Raw genomic sequence first — 658 nt, forward strand, 5'->3', positions numbered from 1 at the left:
CCCATGTCGGGGAGCCCGGGGGCCTTGACGAGGCCGTGGGCGACGTCGATGCGGAAGCCGTCGACGCCCATGTCCAGCCAGAAGCGCAGCACCGAGCGGAACTCGTCGTGGACCGCTCGGTTGTCCCAGTTGAGGTCGGGCTGTTCGGGCGCGAAGAGGTGGAGGTACCACTCGCCCGGGGTGCCGTCGGGGTCGGTGGTCCGGGTCCAGGCGGGGCCGCCGAAGATGGACTCCCAGTCGTTGGGCGGGAGTTCGCCCTCGGTGCCGCGCCCGGGGCGGAAGTGGTAGCGCTCGCGCAGCGGGGAGCCAGGGCCCTCGCGCAGGGCGCGCTGGAACCACTCGTGGCGGTCGGAAGAGTGGTTGGGCACGAGGTCGGTGATGACCTTCAGGCCGAGCTGGTGGGCGTCGCGGATGAGGGCGTCGGCGTCGTGGAGGTCGCCGAACACCGGGTCGATGGCGCGGTAGTCGGCCACGTCGTAGCCCGCGTCGGCCTGGGGTGAGGCGTAGAACGGGCTCAGCCACACGGCGTCCACGCCCAGTCCGGCCAGATACGGCAGCCGGGCGCGGATGCCCGCGAGGTCGCCCATCCCGTCGCCGTTCCCGTCGGCGAACGAGCGCGGGTAGACCTGGTAGATGACCGCGTCACGCCACCACTCCG

Annotated in this window: 1 protein-coding gene; it reads right to left on the reverse strand. The window is 72.2% G+C overall.

The window, feature by feature from the left end; all coding sequences use genetic code 11:
- Positions 1-658, reverse strand: a 658-nt coding sequence (locus DEH69_RS26970) for an alpha-amylase family glycosyl hydrolase (protein ID WP_258534990.1), incomplete at both ends; no start/stop codon positions are given.

It is taken from the genome of Streptomyces sp. PT12, assembly GCF_003311645.1.
Lineage (GTDB): Bacteria > Actinomycetota > Actinomycetes > Streptomycetales > Streptomycetaceae > Streptomyces.